Annotated in this window: 16 protein-coding genes; 15 read left to right on the top strand and 1 reads right to left on the bottom strand. The window is 67.6% G+C overall.

The genetic code is table 11. The features are described 5' to 3' along the window. Positions 1-4: 4 nt before the first annotated feature. The gene (mftG, locus tag G6N25_RS05810; RefSeq protein ID WP_083073952.1) at positions 5-1,453 is read left to right on the top strand and encodes a mycofactocin dehydrogenase MftG; all 1,449 of its coding nucleotides are present in this window, start codon (positions 5-7) and stop codon (positions 1,451-1,453) included. On the opposite strand, the gene G6N25_RS24090 is transcribed toward mftG, so the two are convergent. Continuing rightward, entirely contained in the window at positions 1,445-2,314 is an 870-nt protein-coding gene (locus G6N25_RS24090; RefSeq protein ID WP_083073951.1) for a PE family protein, read from the bottom strand. The two genes, mftG and G6N25_RS24090, sit on opposite strands and share 9 nt — an antisense overlap. A 766-nt stretch (positions 2,315-3,080) precedes the next feature. Between G6N25_RS24090 and rpsJ the strand changes: the two genes are divergently transcribed. From rpsJ to G6N25_RS05735, 14 genes are all read left to right on the top strand, one after another. Further along, positions 3,081-3,386, top strand: coding sequence for a 30S ribosomal protein S10 (gene rpsJ, locus G6N25_RS05800; protein WP_003873519.1), 306 nt, complete (start codon positions 3,081-3,083; stop codon positions 3,384-3,386). A 14-nt stretch (positions 3,387-3,400) separates the two neighbouring features. Continuing rightward, entirely contained in the window at positions 3,401-4,054 is a 654-nt protein-coding gene (rplC, locus tag G6N25_RS05795; protein ID WP_083073950.1) for a 50S ribosomal protein L3, read from the top strand. Next, positions 4,054-4,719 carry a 50S ribosomal protein L4 gene (gene rplD / locus G6N25_RS05790; protein WP_083073949.1) on the top strand — a complete coding sequence of 222 codons (666 nt, stop codon included), beginning with the start codon at positions 4,054-4,056 and terminating at the stop codon, positions 4,717-4,719. The genes rplC and rplD overlap by 1 nt, the downstream gene beginning before the upstream one ends. Further along, the gene (gene rplW / locus G6N25_RS05785; protein ID WP_083073948.1) at positions 4,719-5,021 is read left to right on the top strand and encodes a 50S ribosomal protein L23; all 303 of its coding nucleotides are present in this window, start codon (positions 4,719-4,721) and stop codon (positions 5,019-5,021) included. Before rplD ends, rplW begins: the two co-directional genes overlap by 1 nt. Before the next feature lie 16 nt (positions 5,022-5,037). Next, positions 5,038-5,880, top strand: a complete 843-nt coding sequence (rplB, locus tag G6N25_RS05780) for a 50S ribosomal protein L2 (protein WP_083073947.1) — start codon at positions 5,038-5,040, stop codon at positions 5,878-5,880. Positions 5,881-5,895: 15 nt separating this feature from the next. Continuing rightward, positions 5,896-6,177, top strand: coding sequence for a 30S ribosomal protein S19 (gene rpsS / locus G6N25_RS05775; RefSeq protein WP_006245110.1), 282 nt, complete (start codon positions 5,896-5,898; stop codon positions 6,175-6,177). After that, positions 6,174-6,716 (top strand): 50S ribosomal protein L22, encoded by a 543-nt coding sequence (gene rplV / locus G6N25_RS05770; protein ID WP_083073946.1) that lies wholly within the window; start codon positions 6,174-6,176, stop codon positions 6,714-6,716. The genes rpsS and rplV overlap by 4 nt, the downstream gene beginning before the upstream one ends. Continuing rightward, complete coding sequence (rpsC, locus tag G6N25_RS05765; protein ID WP_083073945.1) at positions 6,716-7,546, top strand: 30S ribosomal protein S3; 831 nt, start codon at positions 6,716-6,718, stop codon at positions 7,544-7,546. Before rplV ends, rpsC begins: the two co-directional genes overlap by 1 nt. Before the next feature lie 3 nt (positions 7,547-7,549). Then, positions 7,550-7,966: a 50S ribosomal protein L16 gene (rplP, locus tag G6N25_RS05760; protein ID WP_083073944.1), complete on the top strand. Its 417-nt coding sequence runs from the start codon at positions 7,550-7,552 to the stop codon at positions 7,964-7,966. After that, a complete protein-coding gene (gene rpmC, locus G6N25_RS05755) occupies positions 7,966-8,211 on the top strand; it encodes a 50S ribosomal protein L29 (protein ID WP_083073943.1) in 246 nt (81 codons plus the stop codon). Before rplP ends, rpmC begins: the two co-directional genes overlap by 1 nt. Continuing rightward, positions 8,208-8,582, top strand: a complete 375-nt coding sequence (gene rpsQ, locus G6N25_RS05750) for a 30S ribosomal protein S17 (protein WP_142272615.1) — start codon at positions 8,208-8,210, stop codon at positions 8,580-8,582. Before rpmC ends, rpsQ begins: the two co-directional genes overlap by 4 nt. Positions 8,583-8,739: 157 nt before the next feature. Beyond that, positions 8,740-11,100: an arylsulfatase gene (locus G6N25_RS05745; RefSeq protein WP_083073941.1), complete on the top strand. Its 2,361-nt coding sequence runs from the start codon at positions 8,740-8,742 to the stop codon at positions 11,098-11,100. Between the two features lie 88 nt (positions 11,101-11,188). Further along, on the top strand, positions 11,189-12,112 hold the full coding sequence (locus tag G6N25_RS05740; RefSeq protein WP_083073940.1) for a DUF4436 domain-containing protein: 924 nt from the start codon (positions 11,189-11,191) through the stop codon (positions 12,110-12,112). 34 nt (positions 12,113-12,146) lie between these two features. Further along, complete coding sequence (locus G6N25_RS05735; protein ID WP_083074023.1) at positions 12,147-13,031, top strand: formylglycine-generating enzyme family protein; 885 nt, start codon at positions 12,147-12,149, stop codon at positions 13,029-13,031. The last annotated feature ends 83 nt before the right edge of the window (positions 13,032-13,114 follow it).

Raw genomic sequence — 13,114 nt, 5'->3', positions numbered from 1 at the left:
CGCCTTGACCGAAGCCGTGCCGCGCAGCGATGTGCTGATCGTGGGCGCCGGCAGCGCTGGATCGGTTGTTGCCGAACGTCTTTCCGCCGACCCCGGCTGCGCCGTGACCGTCCTCGAGGCGGGGCCCGCACTGGCCGATCCGGGATTGCTGGGGTTGACCGCCAACGGATTGCAATTGCCGATCGGGGTCGACAGCCCGCTGGTGCGGCGTTATCAGACCCGGCTCACCGAACGGCCCGCCCGCCGGTTCCCGATCGTGCGTGGCGCGACGGTCGGTGGTTCGGGCGCGATCAACGGCGGCTACTTCTGCCGCGCGTTGCCGCGCGATTTCGATCGCGCCGCACTGCCCGGATGGGCATGGTCCGATGTGATCGGCAGCTTCCGTGCCATCGAGACCGACCTGGATTTCGACGGCCCCGCCCATGGCGATGACGGTCCCATCCTGGTTCGCCGAACCCGCGAAATGACCGGAACCACACAGCGATTCATCGCCGCCGCCGAGCGTGCCGGATTCGGGTGGATCGCCGACCTCAATGACTGCGGCGCCGAGCCGGTTTCGGGGATAGGCGCCGTGCCGCTCAACATCGTCGACGGCGTGCGCGTCGGGTCCGGCGCCGGATATCTGATTCCGGCCCTGGAACGTCCGAATCTGAGATTGGTGGCGCGGACGCGGGCGGTGCGATTGCGTTTCGACGGCACCGCGGCGGTGGGTGTCGACGCGATCGGGCCGCACGGCCCGACGACGCTGGCCGCCGGCCGAATCGTGTTGTGCGCCGGCGCGATCGAGTCCGCGCATCTGCTGATGCTGTCCGGCGTCGGAGACGAAGTGATGTTGCGGGCGGCCGGCGTCGCCGTGTTGGCGCCGCTACCGGTCGGGGCGTCTTGCAGCGACCACCCCGAATGGGTGCTGCCGACGAATTGGACGGTGGCTCCGGCCCGGCCCGTGCTGGAGGCGGTGCTCAGCACCGCCGACAACCTTGAGATACGGCCGTATACGGGCGGATTCGTCGCGATGACCGGTGACGGCACGGCGGGACATCCCGACTGGCCGCACATTGGGGTGGCGCTGATGCAGCCGCGGGCGCGCGGGCGCATCACGCTGGTCTCGTCGGATCCGGACGTGCCGCCCCGAATCGAGCACCGTTACGACAGCGAGCCCGACGACGTCGCGGCGCTGCGTCAGGGCGCCGAATTGGCCTGCGAATTGGCCGGTGCCGCAGCGTATGTCGGGCCGCCGGCGTGGTCGACATCGCAGCACCTGTGTGGCACCGCCCCGATGGGCCACGACAACGACCCGCGCGCCGTCGTCGACCCGCGCTGCCGGGTCCATGGCATCGAAAACCTCTGGGTGATCGACGGTTCCGTCCTGCCCGCGATCACCAGCCGCGGGCCGCACGCGACCATCGTGATGATCGGGCACCGGGCCTCGGCGTTCGTCGGCGAATCAGCCTGAGTAGGACGCCATTTCGTCCATCCCCACCGCCGTCGCGGGTTGCTCCCTGGGGGGCGGCGCCGTCGCGGGGGAGTAGGGCGGCGTGGCCGGGGAATAGGCCGCCGATGTCGCCGGCGCCGCCGCCAGCGGTGTGGTGACGGGCATGGCCGGCGTCGCCGAGGCTGCGGAGAGTTCCGGTGTTTCCGCCTCAACTGTCGCCACCGGCGCGTCGGCCGATGCGGGTACGGCCGCCGCGGAAGAAACGTCCGCCGCGGGCACCGCGGCCGCCGGCACCGCGGCGGCCGGCGTGCCGGCCGGTGCCAACGCCGCCGAGGCCGCCGGCGCCACGGCCGGCGCCGCGGCGATCGGCGCACCGGCCGGTGCCAGGGCAACGGGTGCCGTCGCCGCGGGCGCAACCGTCGCCGCGACCGGCGCCGCCGGCGTCGCACCACCGGCCAGGCCCGTCGCCGCAGGCACCCCCGCCACCGCCGAACCCGCCGATGCCGCGCCGCCCACCACCGGTTGCGCCGTCGCGATCGCCTGGCCGGGGGAATTACTCCCGCCCAGCACGCTCTGGCCGACGGTCTGCAGCGGCGAGGCGTTGGCGGCCTCGGCGAGGGCATATTGCTCCCCGCCGGCGCTCATCAGCTGGACAAACTGGGCGTGGAACGCCTGCGCCGCGGCGCTGAGCGCCTGGTAGGCCTGGGCGTGCGCGTCGAACAGGGTCGCGATGCCGGCCGACACCTCGTCGGCGCCCGCGGGCAGCACGCTTGACAGTGGTCCCGACGCGGCGGAATTGGCAGCGCTGATCGTGGATCCGATATTCGCCAAATCTGTTGCAGCGGCTGCCACGTACTCCGGCGCTGCGATCACATATGACATTCCGCTCCCCCGGCTAGCCTCGACGTCGCCCGTCTCCCCCAAGACGGACCCCGCTCAAGCGGATGTTATCGCCCACTCGGGTCCGCCGAGGCGTTTTCAGGTGAACTTTCGCCTAGCGGCTCGAGACGATCCGCCGCACCAGCCTCAGCTGCCGCCCGTCGCGTCCCGGGGCCATGAAAGGGCCGAACGCCATCGCCGTCATCAGGGGCGAGTAGCCCATACCCCGAACACCGCGGCGAGGACCGCTCCGGCGACGAGACCGCCCCAGACCAGGGGATCGCCCCATCGACTACCGCGAATGTGCGCGCGCGGCGGTCGACGGTTTCCTGCACGTTCAGCGCCGCCGGGCATCCGGCCCGGCGTTCGTGATCGACGCCTCGGGAGTCCCCTGACCACGGCATTAGCCGGCCGACGAAACCGCGCCGGCGATGTTTGCCCGAGATTTGGCCTTAATTTTGTTCAGGCCATGATCTAGGGCATACTGTTCAGGTTGCCTTGCGCCGGGTTTGCGCCTGGTCGGGCATACGACCAGCGCCCAAACGGGCGCGTCCGGTCCCATCCTTGGCGAGCGACTAATTTCGGCCGCGACCGAGGCTGCGTCAGGGTGACACGCCCGACCGCGGGGGCCGGTGGACCACGACAGGTAAACAGCGGCGCAGTATCCGGCGCGACGCTCGACCGGCCCGAGGTTGGCCCGGCCGATCAGCGCGCCGGCGGCACCAAGCCCGGGTACCGGGCTTCAAGAGGAGTGAGGGTAGGAGAAAGCGTGGCGGGACAGAAGATCCGCATCAGGCTTAAGGCCTACGACCATGAGGCCATCGACGCGTCGGCGCGCAAGATCGTCGAGACCGTCGTCCGCACGGGTGCCAGCGTCGTGGGTCCGGTGCCGCTGCCGACCGAGAAGAACGTGTATTGCGTCATCCGCTCCCCGCATAAGTACAAGGACTCGCGGGAGCACTTCGAGATGCGCACGCACAAGCGGTTGATCGACATCCTGGACCCCACGCCGAAGACCGTTGACGCGCTGATGCGCATCGACCTTCCGGCCAGCGTCGACGTCAACATCCAGTAGGAGATCCAGAACTCATGGCAAGACAAGGCCTGCTGGGCACCAAGCTGGGCATGACGCAGGTATTCGACGAGAACAACAGGGTTGTGCCGGTGACGGTGGTCAAGGCGGGGCCGAACGTGGTGACGCGCATCCGCACCCCGGAGCGTGACGGCTACAGCGCGGTGCAGCTGGCCTACGGCGAGATCAGCCCCCGCAAGGTCAACAAGCCGGTGACCGGCCAGTACGCCGCCGCGGGCGTGAACCCCCGCCGGTACCTGGCCGAGTTGCGGCTGGAGACCCCGGACGCCGCGGCCGAATACGAGGTCGGTCAGGAGCTGACGGCCGAGATCTTCGCCGACGGCAGCTATGTCGACGTGACCGGCACCTCCAAGGGGAAGGGCTTCGCCGGCACCATGAAGCGGCACGGCTTTCGCGGGCAGGGCGCCAGCCACGGCGCGCAGGCGGTGCACCGCCGCCCGGGTTCGATCGGCGGCTGCGCCACTCCGGCGCGGGTCTTCAAGGGCACCCGGATGGCCGGCCGGATGGGCAACGACCGGGTGACCGTCCAGAACCTGTTGGTGCACAAGGTCGATGCCGAGAACGGCGTGCTGCTGATCAAGGGCGCGGTCCCCGGGCGCACCGGTGGACTCGTGATGGTCCGCAACGCGGTCAAACGAGGTGAGAAGTAATGGCAGCCAAGAACGCCCTCAAGATTGACGTCAAGACGCCGGACGGCAAGGTCGACGGTTCCATCGAGCTGCCGGCCGAGTTGTTCGACGCCGAGGCCAATGTCGCGCTGATGCATCAGGTGGTCACCGCGCAGCGCGCGGCGGCCCGCCAGGGTACGCACTCGACCAAGACGCGCGGCGAGGTCAGCGGCGGCGGACGCAAGCCCTACCGGCAGAAGGGAACCGGACGCGCCCGTCAGGGTTCGACGCGGGCCCCGCAGTTCACCGGCGGTGGCGTCGTGCACGGCCCCAAGCCGCGCGACTACAGCCAGCGCACGCCGAAGAAGATGATCGCCGCGGCACTGCGTGGGGCGCTGTCCGACCGCGCGCGCAACGGGCGCATCCACGCGGTTACCGAGTTGGTCGCGGGTCAGACCCCTTCGACCAAGAGCGCCAGGGCGTTTCTGGGCACGCTGACCGATCGCAAGCAGGTGCTGGTGGTCATCGGCCGCACCGATGAGACCGGTGCGAACAGCGTGCGCAACCTGCCCGGCGTGCACGTCCTGGCGCCCGACCAGCTCAACACCTACGACGTGCTGCGCTCCGATGACGTGGTGTTCAGCGTCGAGGCGCTGGGCGCCTACATAGCGGCCAATACGACGACCGCCGAGGAGGTTTCGGCCTGATGGCGACCATCGCTGACCCCCGCGACATCATCCTGGCGCCGGTCATCTCCGAGAAGTCCTACGCGCTGCTCGACGACAACGTCTACACGTTCGTGGTGCACCCCGACTCGAACAAGACGCAGATCAAGATCGCTGTCGAGAAGATCTTCTCCGTCAAGGTCGCGTCGGTGAACACCGCGAACCGGCAGGGCAAGCGCAAGCGCACCCGGACGGGATTCGGCAAGCGCAAGAGCACCAAGCGCGCGATCGTCACCCTGGCGCCGGGAAGCAAGCCGATCGACCTCTTCGGGGCACCGAGCTAGAAAGACCTGATTAGACATGGCAATTCGTAAGTACAAGCCGACGACCCCGGGTCGCCGCGGCGCCAGCGTGTCCGATTTCGCCGAGATCACCCGGTCGGAACCGGAGAAGTCGTTGGTGCGCCCGCTGCACGGTCATGGTGGGCGCAACGCGCACGGCAGGATCACCACCCGGCACAAGGGTGGTGGGCACAAGCGCGCCTACCGGGTGATCGACTTCCGCCGCAACGACAAGGACGGCGTCAACGCCAAGGTCGCGCACATCGAGTACGACCCGAACCGCACCGCCAACATCGCGCTGCTGCACTACCTGGACGGCGAAAAGCGCTACATCGTTGCCCCGCTTGGTCTCTCGCAGGGTGACGTGGTGGAGTCGGGCGCCAACGCCGACATCAAGCCGGGCAACAACCTGCCGCTGCGCAACATCCCGGCCGGTACCCTGGTGCACGCCGTGGAGCTGCGGCCGGGTGGCGGCGCCAAGCTCGCGCGATCGGCCGGCTCGAGCATCCAGCTGCTCGGCAAGGAGGGCAGCTACGCGTCGCTGCGGATGCCCAGTGGGGAGATCCGCCGCGTCGATGTGCGCTGCCGCGCGACCGTCGGCGAGGTGGGCAACGCCGAGCAGGCAAACATCAACTGGGGCAAGGCCGGTCGGATGCGGTGGAAGGGCAAGCGCCCGTCGGTCCGCGGCGTGGTCATGAACCCGGTCGATCACCCGCACGGCGGTGGTGAGGGTAAGACCTCGGGTGGCCGCCACCCGGTCAGCCCGTGGGGTAAGCCCGAGGGCCGCACCCGTCATCCCAACAAGGCCAGTAACAAGCTCATCGTCCGGCGCCGGCGCACCGGCAAGAAGCACTCGCGGTAAGAGGAGTAGCCCACCATGCCACGCAGCCTGAAGAAGGGCCCGTTCGTCGACGACCACCTGCTCAAGAAGGTCGACGTCCAGAACGAGAAGAACACCAAGCAGGTCATCAAGACCTGGTCGCGCAGGTCCACGATCATTCCGGACTTCATCGGCCACACCTTTGCCGTGCACGACGGGCGCAAGCATGTCCCGGTGTTCGTCACCGAGTCGATGGTGGGTCACAAGCTCGGTGAGTTCGCGCCGACGCGCACCTTCAAGGGACACATCAAGGACGACCGGAAGGCCAAGCGGCGATGACCACCACGACCGAATATCCGTCGGCGGTCGCCAAGGCGCGGTTCGTACGGGTGTCGCCGAGAAAGGCGCGCCGGGTGATCGACCTGGTGCGCGGCCGCTCGGTCGCCGACGCGCTCGACATCCTGCGCTGGGCGCCGCAGGCCGCCAGCGAGCCGGTGGCCAAGGTGATCGCCAGCGCCGCGGCCAACGCCCAGAACAACGACGGCCTGGACCCGGCGACCCTGGTGGTCGCCACGGTCTATGCCGACGAGGGGCCGACCGCCAAGCGCATCCGCCCGCGCGCCCAGGGCCGCGCGTTCCGGATCCGCAGGCGCACCAGCCACATCACGGTCGTGGTGGAAAGCCGGCCGGCCAAGGACGAGCGGTCGGCGAAGTCGGCGCGGGCCCGTCGCGCCGAGGCCAGCAAGGCCGCGGCCAAAGCCCCCGCCAAAAAGGCGCCGGCCAAAAAGGCGCCCGCCAAGACGGCGGCCGCGAAGAAGGCGCCGGCCAAGAAGGCAACTACTTCTGAGGCTTCGGAAGCGAAGGGAGGCTCAGACTAGTGGGCCAGAAGATCAATCCGCACGGCTTCCGGCTGGGCATCACGACCGACTGGAAGTCGCGCTGGTACGCGGACAAGCAGTACGCCGACTACGTCAAGGAAGACGTCGCGATCCGTCGGCTGCTGTCCAGCGGCCTTGAGCGCGCCGGGATCGCCGACGTGGAGATCGAAAGGACCCGGGACAGGGTTCGGGTTGATATCCACACCGCCCGTCCCGGCATCGTCATCGGCCGCCGTGGCACCGAGGCCGACCGGATCCGCGCCGACCTGGAAAAGCTGACCGGCAAGCAGGTCCAGCTCAACATCCTCGAGGTCAAAAACCCCGAGTCGCAAGCACAATTGGTGGCCCAGGGCGTCGCCGAGCAGCTGAGCAACCGGGTGGCGTTCCGCCGCGCGATGCGCAAGGCCATCCAGTCGGCGATGCGTCAGCCCAACGTCAAGGGCATCCGCGTGCAGTGCTCGGGCCGCCTCGGCGGCGCCGAGATGAGCCGCTCGGAGTTCTACCGCGAGGGCCGGGTGCCGCTGCACACGCTGCGCGCCGACATCGACTACGGCCTCTACGAGGCCAAGACCACCTTCGGCCGGATCGGCGTGAAGGTGTGGATCTACAAGGGCGACATCGTCGGCGGCAAGCGCGAATTGGCCGCCGCCGCGCCGGCGGGCGCCGACCGTCCGCGCCGCGAGCGGCCGTCGGGCACCCGTCCGCGCCGCAGCGGCGCGTCGGGCACCACCGCGACCAGCACGGAGGCCGGCCGGGCCGCCGGTGGCGAGGAGCAGGCCGCCGCGCCGGAAGCCGCGGCGCCCGTTGAAGCGCAGAGCACGGAGAGCTGAATCATGTTGATTCCCCGCAAGGTTAAACACCGCAAGCAGCACCACCCCCGCCAGCGCGGAATCGCCAGCGGCGGCACGGCGGTGAACTTCGGTGACTACGGCATCCAGGCCCTGGAGCACGCCTACGTCACCAACCGGCAGATCGAGTCGGCCCGTATCGCCATCAACCGGCACATCAAGCGTGGCGGCAAGGTGTGGATCAATGTCTTCCCCGACCGCCCGCTGACCAAGAAGCCCGCCGAAACGCGGATGGGTTCCGGCAAGGGCTCCCCGGAGTGGTGGGTGGTCAACGTCAAGCCGGGCCGGGTGCTGTTCGAGCTCAGCTACCCCAACGAATCGGTGGCCCGCGCGGCGCTCACCCGCGCGATCCACAAGTTGCCGATCAAGGCACGCATCGTGACGCGAGAGGATCAGTTCTGATGGCACTGGGAATTTCGCCTGGAGAACTGCGCGAGCTCACCGAGGAGGAGCTGACCGAGCGCCTGCGCGAATCCAAGGAGGAGCTGTTCAACCTGCGCTTCCAGATGGCGACCGGGCAGCTGAACAACAACCGCCGGCTCCGCACCGTGCGTCAGGAAATCGCGCGCGTCTACACCGTGCTGCGGGAACGAGAACTGGGCCTGGCTAGCGGACCCGACGGTACCGACGGAAACAAGGAATCGTGATGGCAGAAGCCAAGAAGGCAGCTCCGAAAACGGCCGCGAAAGCCGCCCCCAAGGCGGCCGCCGCGAAGGATGCCGCGTCGAAAGACAAGGGCCCCAAGAACACTCCGCGCACACCCACGACGCGCGGCCGGCGCAAGGTGCGCATCGGTTATGTCGTGAGTGACAAGATGCAGAAGACCATCGTGGTCGAGCTGGAAGACCGCATGCGCCACCCGTTGTACGGCAAGATCATCCGTACCACCAAGAAGGTGAAGGCGCACGACGAGAACAGCACCGCGGGCATCGGCGATCGCGTCTCGCTGATGGAAACGCGCCCGCTGTCGGCCACCAAGCGCTGGCGGCTCGTCGAGATCCTCGAAAAGGCCAAGTAAAGGCCAAGCAAAGGCCAGGTGGCCTGCCAGCAGCCTCGAGCGGTAAAAATCGCCCGGAACCAGGAGGTTTCGGGCGATTTTGCTATTTGGCCTTGGTCGCGGGTGTAATCTGCACGCGACGTTCGGCTGGACGTCCACGACGAGACGAAGGCTGGCGATGGCGGCAGAATCGACGGAATTTCAGGGCAAGATCGAGCTGGATATCCGCGATTCGGAGCCGGACTGGGGACCGTACGCGGCACCGACCGCGCCGGAGAACTCGCCGAACATCCTCTACCTGGTCTGGGACGACACCGGCATCGCCACCTGGGATTGCTTCGGCGGCCTGGTCGAGATGCCCGCCATGACGCGGATAGCCGAACGCGGTGTGCGACTGTCGCAATTTCACACCACCGCGCTATGCTCGCCGACCCGGGCGTCCCTGCTGACCGGGCGCAACGCGACCACGGTCGGCATGGCCACCATCGAAGAGTTCACCGACGGTTTCCCGAACTGCAACGGGCGGATCCCGGCCGACACGGCGCTGATTTCCGAGGCGCTCGCCGAACACGGTTACAACACTTACTGCGTCGGCAAGTGGCACCTGACGCCACTCGAAGAGTCGAACATGGCGTCGACGAAGCGGCACTGGCCGACCTCGCGCGGCTTCGAGCGGTTCTACGGTTTCCTGGGCGGCGAGACCGACCAGTGGTATCCCGACCTGGTATACGACAACCACCCCGTAAACCCCCCGGGCACACCGGAAGACGGTTATCACCTGTCGAAGGACCTCGCCGACAAGACCATCGAATTCATTCGCGATGCCAAGGTCATCGCGCCGGACAAGCCGTGGTTCAGCTACGTGTGCCCCGGCGCCGGGCATGCCCCGCACCACGTCTTCAAGGAGTGGGCGGACAAGTACGCGGGCCGGTTCGACATGGGCTACGAGCGCTACCGCGAGATCGTGCTGGAGAAGCAGAAGTCGCTGGGGATCGTGCCGCCGGACACCGAATTGTCGCCGGTGAACCCGTATTTGGACGTGAAAGGACCGCGGGGCGAGTCGTGGCCCCTGCAGGACACCGTGCGGCCCTGGGACTCGCTCAACGACGAAGAGAAGAGGCTGTTCTCCCGGATGGCCGAGGTGTTCGCCGGCTTCCTGAGCTACACCGACGCCCAGATCGGCCGAATCCTGGATTATCTCGAGGAGTCCGGCCAGCTCGACGACACGATCATCGTGGTGATCTCCGACAACGGCGCCAGCGGCGAGGGCGGGCCCAACGGATCGGTGAACGAGGGCAAGTTCTTCAACGGTTACATCGACACCGTCGAAGAGAGCATGAAGCTATTCGACCACCTGGGCGGTCCGGAGACCTACAACCATTACCCGATCGGATGGGCGATGGCCTTCAACACCCCCTACAAGCTGTACAAGCGCTATGCCTCGCACGAGGGCGGGATCGCCGACACGGCAATCATTTCGTGGCCCAATGGCATTGCGGCGCACGGCGAGGTTCGTGACAACTACGTCAACGTCTGCGATATCACTCCGACCGTTTACGACCTGCTGGGCCTGACGCCGCCGCGGACCGTCAAGGGTATTGCGCAAAAGCCACTGGATGGCGTGAGTTTCAAGGCGGCCCTTGCCGATCCGGGCGCCGACACCGGAAAGGAAACCCAGTTCTACACCATGCTGGGTACCCGCGGGATCTGGCACCGGGGCTGGTTCGCCAACACCATTCATGCGGCCACGCCGGCGGGTTGGTCGCACTTCGAGGCCGATCGCTGGGAGCTCTTCCACATCGAAGCCGACCGCAGCCAGTGCCATGATTTGGCCGCCGAGCAACCCGAAAAGCTGGAAGAGCTTAAGGCGCTGTGGTTTTCCGAGGCCGCCAAGTACAACGGTCTGCCGCTGTCGGACTTGAACCTCATCGAGACATTGACGCGGTCGCGGCCGTACCTGGTCGGCGAAAGGCCAAGCTACATTTACTATCCCGACTGCGCGGACGTCGGCATCGGCGCCGCCGCCGAGATCCGCGGTCGCTCGTTCACCGTGCTGGCCGACGTGACCGTGGATACCACCGGCGCCGAGGGTGTGCTGTTCAAACAGGGTGGCGCTCACGGCGGGCACGTACTGTTCATCCAGGACGGACGCTTGCACTACGTCTACAACTTCCTCGGCGAGCGCCAGCAGCTGATCTCGTCGTCCGGCCCGGTGCCGCTGGGCCGACATGTGTTCGGTGTTCGCTATGCGCGGACGGGCACGGTGGAAAACAGCCACACCCCCCTCGGTGACCTCACGCTGTTCGTCGACGACGCGGTGGTCGGCACGCTGGCGGAGGTGACCACCCATCCCGGAACGTTCGGGCTGGCGGGCGCCGGTATCACCATCGGGCGCAATGGCGGTTCGGGAGTGTCGAGCCGCTATAAGGCCCCGTTCACATTCACCGGGGGCACCATCGCGCAGGTCACGATCGACCTCTCGGGCAGGCCCTATGAAGACGTGGAACGGGAACTCGCGCTTGCTTTTTCACGAGACTGAGCTGGCGGTGCGTTTGCCGGCCGCCGCCCGCTGCTAGCATCTAAGCCCAGCTTCGTTAAGGCTTCCGACTACGCCTGGAGGTTGACCAATGACTACCGAGGCTATGCCGCCGGCGCCGCCCGAGGCGCGAGGACCGCGCATCGCGATCGCGTTCGGCATCATAGTGGCGCTCGTCGTCATCTATGTCCTGTCGCTGATCGCGGTACACCTGCTGGCCAAGTCGGCGCCGCCGCTGCCGGCCGTCGACCTCAGCAAGGTCGAGGCCGACGACAGCGTCGTGCAGGTGCGCCTCGAGAAGCTGGATACCGTCGCAAACCGCCTGACGGTGAATGTTCTTGTCTATCCCAAGGATTCGCTGTACGACAAGAACTTCGGCGTGCTCACCACCGACGCGGCCGTGCGCCTGTATCCGGAGAACGACCTCGGCGACCTGCAGTACCCGGTCGGAAAGGCGCCGGCCCAAGTCAGCACCACCATCGAGGCGCAGGGCGATCCCGGTAACTGGCCATTCGACGCGTACAAAACGCAGGTGATCGCGGCCGACGTGTTCACCGGTACCGGCCAAAGCCGGGAAAAGGTGCCCGCCCGCGTCGAAGTGACCGGAAAGCTGGATGGTTGGGACGCTACCGTCAACCGCGTCCACGACTCCGAGGATTCCAACCCGGATGTCCAGGACGACGTGACCATCACGCTGCACAGGTCCAAGGGCCCGCTGATCTTCGACTTCGGAATCTGCCTGGTCCTCATCGCCCTGCCCGTGCTGGCGTTGTGGGTGGCCATTCCGATGGCGTTGGGCAGGACGTCCTTCCTGCCGCCGTTCATCACGTGGTACGCCGCGATGCTGTTCGCCATTGTCCCGCTGCGCAACATCCTCCCGGGCGGCCCGCCGTTCGGTTCGTGGATCGACCAGGCCGTCGTGCTGTGGGTGTTGATCGGCCTCGTCACCGCGATGACCCTGTTCCTGGTCGCCTGGTGGCGAAACCGAGATCGAAAGCAGCCGAAGAAGGCCTGATACCGGGCCGCGCGGGTCGTCATACCCTGAAGTGGTGCTTACCGAGTTGGTCGACCTGCCGGGCGGATCGTTCCGCATGGGTTCGACGAGCTTCTACCCGGAAGAGGCGCCGATCCATACCGCGACCGTGGGTCTGTTCGCGATAGAGCGGCACCCGGTGACCAATGCGCAGTTCGCCGAATTCGTCGCCGCCACAGGCTATGTGACGGTCGCCGAGCAACCGATCGACCCGGCGCTGTACCCCGGCGCGGATCCCGAAGGCCTGTGTCCGGGCGCTATGGTCTTCCGCCCGACGCCGGGCCCGGTCGATCTGCGCGACTGGCGGCAATGGTGGGACTGGGCACCCGGCGCGAGCTGGCGTCATCCGTTCGGGCCGGACAGCGAGGTCGCGGACCGCGCCGATCACCCCGTCGTGCAGGTGGCATACCCCGACGCCGCGGCCTACGCGCGCTGGGCCGGGCGGCGGCTGCCGACCGAGGCCGAATGGGAGTATGCGGCCCGCGCCGGAAGCACCACCACCTACTCGTGGGGCGACGAGGCGGCCCCCGACGGTCAACTGATGGCCAACACCTGGCAGGGCAAGTTCCCCTATCGGAACGACGGCGCGCTCGGCTGGGTGGGAACGTCGCCCGTGGGCACCTTTCCGGCCAACGGGTTCGGGCTGGTCGACATGATCGGCAACGTCTGGGAGTGGACCGCCACCGAGTTTTCCGCGCACCACCGGCTTGATCGGCCGCCGAAAGCCTGTTGCGCCCCATCGGGTCCCGCCGATCCGGGCGTCAGCCAGACGTTGAAGGGTGGTTCGCACCTGTGCGCGCCGGAGTACTGCCACCGCTACCGGCCGGCCGCGCGGTCACCGCAATCGCAGGACACCGCGACGACCCACATCGGCTTTCGGTGTGTGGTTGGGCCGGCATAGCTCCGAGCGTGCGCAAAATGCCAACCGCCGCGGCGTGTCCCTGCACAGACACGCACGCTCGCGGCAAGGGATGTCGGTGGCTG

Source organism: Mycobacterium heidelbergense (assembly GCF_010730745.1).
In the GTDB taxonomy this organism is placed as follows: Bacteria; Actinomycetota; Actinomycetes; order Mycobacteriales; family Mycobacteriaceae; genus Mycobacterium; species Mycobacterium heidelbergense.
This window is presented reverse-complemented; position numbering and strand designations above follow the sequence as displayed.